3 protein-coding genes and 1 pseudogene are annotated in these 4,021 nt (G+C 79.3%); 2 read left to right on the top strand and 2 right to left on the bottom strand.

The window, feature by feature from the left end; all coding sequences use genetic code 11:
* Together ABEB16_RS01155 and ABEB16_RS01150 are read right to left on the bottom strand one after the other, a co-directional pair.
* Positions 1 to 691 (bottom strand): annotated as a pseudogene (locus ABEB16_RS01155) (AAA domain-containing protein); the annotation flags it as partial.
* A 9-nt stretch (positions 692 to 700) separates the two neighbouring features.
* Positions 701 to 2,353 carry a PP2C family protein-serine/threonine phosphatase gene (locus tag ABEB16_RS01150; protein ID WP_345710445.1) on the bottom strand — a complete coding sequence of 551 codons (1,653 nt, stop codon included), beginning with the start codon at positions 2,351 to 2,353 and terminating at the stop codon, positions 701 to 703.
* Between the two features lie 185 nt (positions 2,354 to 2,538).
* Here ABEB16_RS01150 and ABEB16_RS01145 point away from each other — a divergent pair, with 185 nt between their 5' ends.
* Positions 2,539 to 3,378 (top strand): histidine phosphatase family protein, encoded by an 840-nt coding sequence (locus tag ABEB16_RS01145; RefSeq protein WP_345710444.1) that lies wholly within the window; start codon positions 2,539 to 2,541, stop codon positions 3,376 to 3,378.
* The coding region (locus tag ABEB16_RS01140) for an ADP-dependent NAD(P)H-hydrate dehydratase (protein ID WP_345710443.1) at positions 3,375 to 4,021 on the top strand (647 nt) is incomplete at its 3' end. The genes ABEB16_RS01145 and ABEB16_RS01140, both read left to right, overlap by 4 nt.

Raw genomic sequence — 4,021 nt, 5'->3', positions numbered from 1 at the left:
CGCGCAGCCGCGGCACGAGCTGGGCGACGTCCTGGGCGGCCGCCGCGCCCGGGTCGGCGAAGGTCCCCAGCAGCAGGCGCCGGTCGATGCGGAAACCCGGCACCCGTGCGAGGCGGGAGCTGAGGGTGCCGTAGGCCGGCACGGGGTCGAAGCCGCGCCCGCCCACCGCCGTGGCCGCCACCGCCGGCCCGTCCAGCACGATGCCGTGCTCGGCCGCGACCCGCCGCAGCAGCACGGGGTTGAGCACCACCCCGGGGGCGAGGTGGATCTCGTAGTCGTCGCGGGCCGTGCCCACCGGCCGCAGCCCGCAGCGGCGCAGCAGCACGGGGGCCCGCGGCGGCACGGCACCGGCCGCGGCCGGGGTCCACGTGGCCACGCCCACGGCGAGGCAGGCGGTCTCCAGGCCGTGCTGCTCGCGCAGCTCCTCCACCCGCACGTGCACCTCGCGGGCGCGGCGGCGCGCGTCGGCGAAGGCGGCGGGTTCGCGCACCAGGCCCGACAGCCGGGCGGGGCGGCCGGCCAGCAGCTGGGCGAGGCCGGAGGGGTGCGCGGTCGTCAGGTCCAGGGCGCCGCCGCCGCCGTCGGGGCAGTGCAGCAGGCCGGTGGGGCCACCCGCGGCGGCGAGCTCGTCGAGCCAGGCGGGGAGGACCTCGGCCAGGCGCTCGGTCGCGGCGGCATCGGGGGAGGTCACCGACACACCCTAGGGTCTGTCCCCCGGCGCGATCCTGGGCCTGGGGGGAACGGCGCCGATCCCCCGGGTGGTCTCGGCGGGCGCCGCCAGGAGCGGGGCCGGGTCGCCGGGGGGCACCTGCGCGCTCGTGCGCGCCAGCACGATGACGGTGACGTCGTCGCGGACCCGGCCGCCGCTGTGCCGGCGCGCGGCCTCCAGGACGGCGTCGACGACGTGCTGCGGCGCCAGGTCGCCCACCTCGTGGAGCACCGCGACGACGCCCTCCACCCCCAGCTCCTCGCCACCGGCGGGGGGGCGGGCCTCGACGAGGCCGTCGGTGAAGGCCAGCAGGGCCGCCCCGGCCGGCAGCCGCACGGTCCCGGTGTGCCAGGCGTCCGGGTCGTCCCCGTGCAGCCACGACAGCAGCGGCCCGGTGACGTCGAGGGAGTCGACGACGCGCACCCCGCCGTCGCCCCCGGGTGCCACGACGAGGGGCGGGGGGTGCCCGGCGTTGGCGTAGCGCACCACGCCCGAGGCGGGGTCGAGCACCGCGACCAGGCAGGACGCGAAGCGCTCGGCCTCCTCGGCGAAGACGCGGGCGGCGACCCCGAGGGCCACGTGCGGGCGGGGGTCGAGGTGCAGGCTGCTCTCCAGGGCCCGCTTGACCTGCATGGCGACGATCCCGGCGCGGGCGCCGTGCCCGGACACGTCGGCGACCAGCGCCGCCAGGGAGCCGTCGGGCAGGGCGATGACGTCGTACCAGTCACCGGCCAGGACGCCCTCGGCCGGCCGCAGCGCCGCCGCCGACGTCCAGCCCGGCACCCGCGGCGCAGGGTGCGGCTCCAGCTGGGCGCGGACCTCCACGACGAGGGGCTCGCCCTGCTCCAGGGCCTCCCGGGAGGCCACCGAGGCGGCGAGCTCGTCGAGGATGCGCCGGCGCATGGCCTCGGCGGCGGCGGCGACGTCGGCCAGCTCCGGGGGCCCGTCCACCTCGACGGGCACCTGCAGGTCGCCGCTGCTGACGCGCAGCAGGCGCTCGCGGGTGCGGCTCAGCGGCAGCAGGATCCAGCGGCGCACGAGGAGCAGGACGGTGGGCACGAGGAGCAGCGCCAGCCCGGCGACCACGCCCTGCTGCACCTGGAGCTGGTCGGCGGCGTCGCGGCTGGCGGCGATCGCGTCGCGCTGCCCCTCCTCGGTGAGGCGCTGCACGCGCTCGGCGGCGTCGAGCACGCGGTCCAGGCCGGGGGCGTCGGCGCGGATCCGCACGAGCCGGCCGGCCTCGTCGCGGTCCTCGCGCGACCGGGCCGCCACCTCGGGATCGGTGGTGATCTTCACGGCCAGGATCTCCGCGATCATGTGCCCGGTGGCGACGCGGATCTCGGGTTCGTCGGCCGGCAGCTCGGCGCTGAGCGCGTCGAGCGCGGCGTCCATGGCGGCGCGGTGGCGCTCGCTGTCGGCCAGCCGCTGCGCGCTGCCCGTGACGAGGTAGTCGCGCTGGGCGTGGTGCCAGCGGGCCAGGGCGTCGCTCACCTCGTCCTGGCGGTGGAGCAGGGCGCGCCAGGAGTCGAGGCGGGCGTTGAGCTCGCCGTCGCGGCTCTGGCCGGTGACGACGACGCCGAGGAGGACGACGCCGAGGACGAGGACGACCGCGGCCAGGGCGCTGACGCGGGTCTGCAGCGTCACGCGCCGAGGCCGTCGCCGTAGCCGGACCACACCCCGTCCTCCCGCCGCCGGGCGCCCGCCCGTCCCGTCCGAGGCCTCGCCGACGACGCGGTCGACACGGCGCGGAACTCCCTGAGTGCGCAGCGTATCCGGGCGGCGGGGCCCGCGGAGTGCGCCCGGGGCCCCGGGGCGGTAGGAACTCGGGAGTGGCAGCGGATGGGGAGCGGACCGGGGGCGCGGGCGCCCGCACGTCGGAGCGGGCGGGGTGGCCGGCGGGGCTGCTCCTCGTGCGGCACGGGGAGAGCACGGGCAACCTCGCCGACCGCGCGGCGCACGAGGCCAGCGCCGAGGAGCTGGAGCTCACCGAGCGGGACGCCGACGTGCCCCTGTCCGAGCTGGGGCACCGGCAGGCGCGCGCGGTGGGCCGGGAGCTGGCCGCGCAGGTGGGCCGCGGGGAGGTGGGGGCACCGGGCGTGGTGCTCAGCTCGCCGTACCGCCGGGCCCGCGACACCGCCGCGGGGGTGCTGGCGGGGTCGGGGCTCGACGTGCCGCTGTGCCTGGACGAGCGGCTGCGCGAGCGCGACCTCGGCTGGTGGGACGGCCTGACGGGGCGGGGCGTGCGGGCCCGCTACCCGCAGGAGTCCGCCCGGCGGGACCGGCTGGGGAAGATGTACTACCGGCCCCCCGGCGGGGAGAGCTGGTGCGACGTGTCGCTGCGGGTGCGCAGCCTGCTGCGGGACCTGCGCCTGGACCACGCGGGCCGGCGGGTGCTCGTCGTCACGCACCAGGCCGTGATCATGAACTTCCGCCTCGTCCTGGAGGACCTCGGCGAGGAGCGGCTGATGGAGCTCGACCGCCGCGAGCCGCTGGCGAACTGCTCGGTGACGGCCTACGACGGCGACGCCGACGGCATGGCGCTGCGCTTCGCGGGCAGCACGGCGTGGGTGCGGCGCCGCGACGAGCCGGTGACGGACGACCCGGTGGACGACGACCGGCTGGGGGCCGACGACCGCCACGGCACCGGGCGGGGCGGGGGTGCCCGGTGAGCGGGCCGGCGGACGGCACGACCACGACGGCGACCACGACGGCGACCACGGTGACCACCGCGGCGCTGCGCGGCTGGCCGCTGCCGGCGCCGGGCGGCACCGCCGGCAAGGAGGACCGCGGCCGGGCCCTGGTGGTGGGCGGCAGCACCCGCACGCCCGGGGCGGTGCTGCTGGCCGCGGAGGCGGCGGTGCGCTGCGGGGCGGGCAAGCTGCAGGTGGCCACGACGGCGAGCACCGCGGTGCCGCTGGCGGTGGCGCTGCCCGAGGCCATGGTGCTGCCGCTGCCGGAGGCGCCCGGCGGTGCCGTCGACGCCGGCGGGGACCTGGCGGAGCTGGCGGAGCTGGTGTCCGGGGCCGACGCCGTCCTCGTGGGGCCGGGGCTCGTCGACGTGGACCGCAGCCGGGCGCTGGTGGTGGCGCTGCTGCCGGCGGTGACGGGCGCGCTCGTGCTGGACGCGCTGGGGCTGGCGGTGCTGACGGCCGACCCGGCGGCGCTCGGGGAGCGGGCGGCGCGCACGGTGCTGACGCCGAACCCGACCGAGCTGGCGCTGACGCTGGGGGCGGAGCCGGCCGAGGTGTCGGCGGACCTGGCGGGCGCGGCGCGGGAGCTGGCCCGGCGCACGGGCGCGACGGTGGCCGCCGG

The organism is Kineococcus glutinatus (assembly GCF_039542765.1).
Lineage (GTDB): Bacteria > Actinomycetota > Actinomycetes > Actinomycetales > Kineococcaceae > Kineococcus_A > Kineococcus_A glutinatus.
The sequence above is the reverse complement of the archived record's forward strand: the minus strand, read 5'-3'. Positions and strand labels throughout refer to the sequence as shown.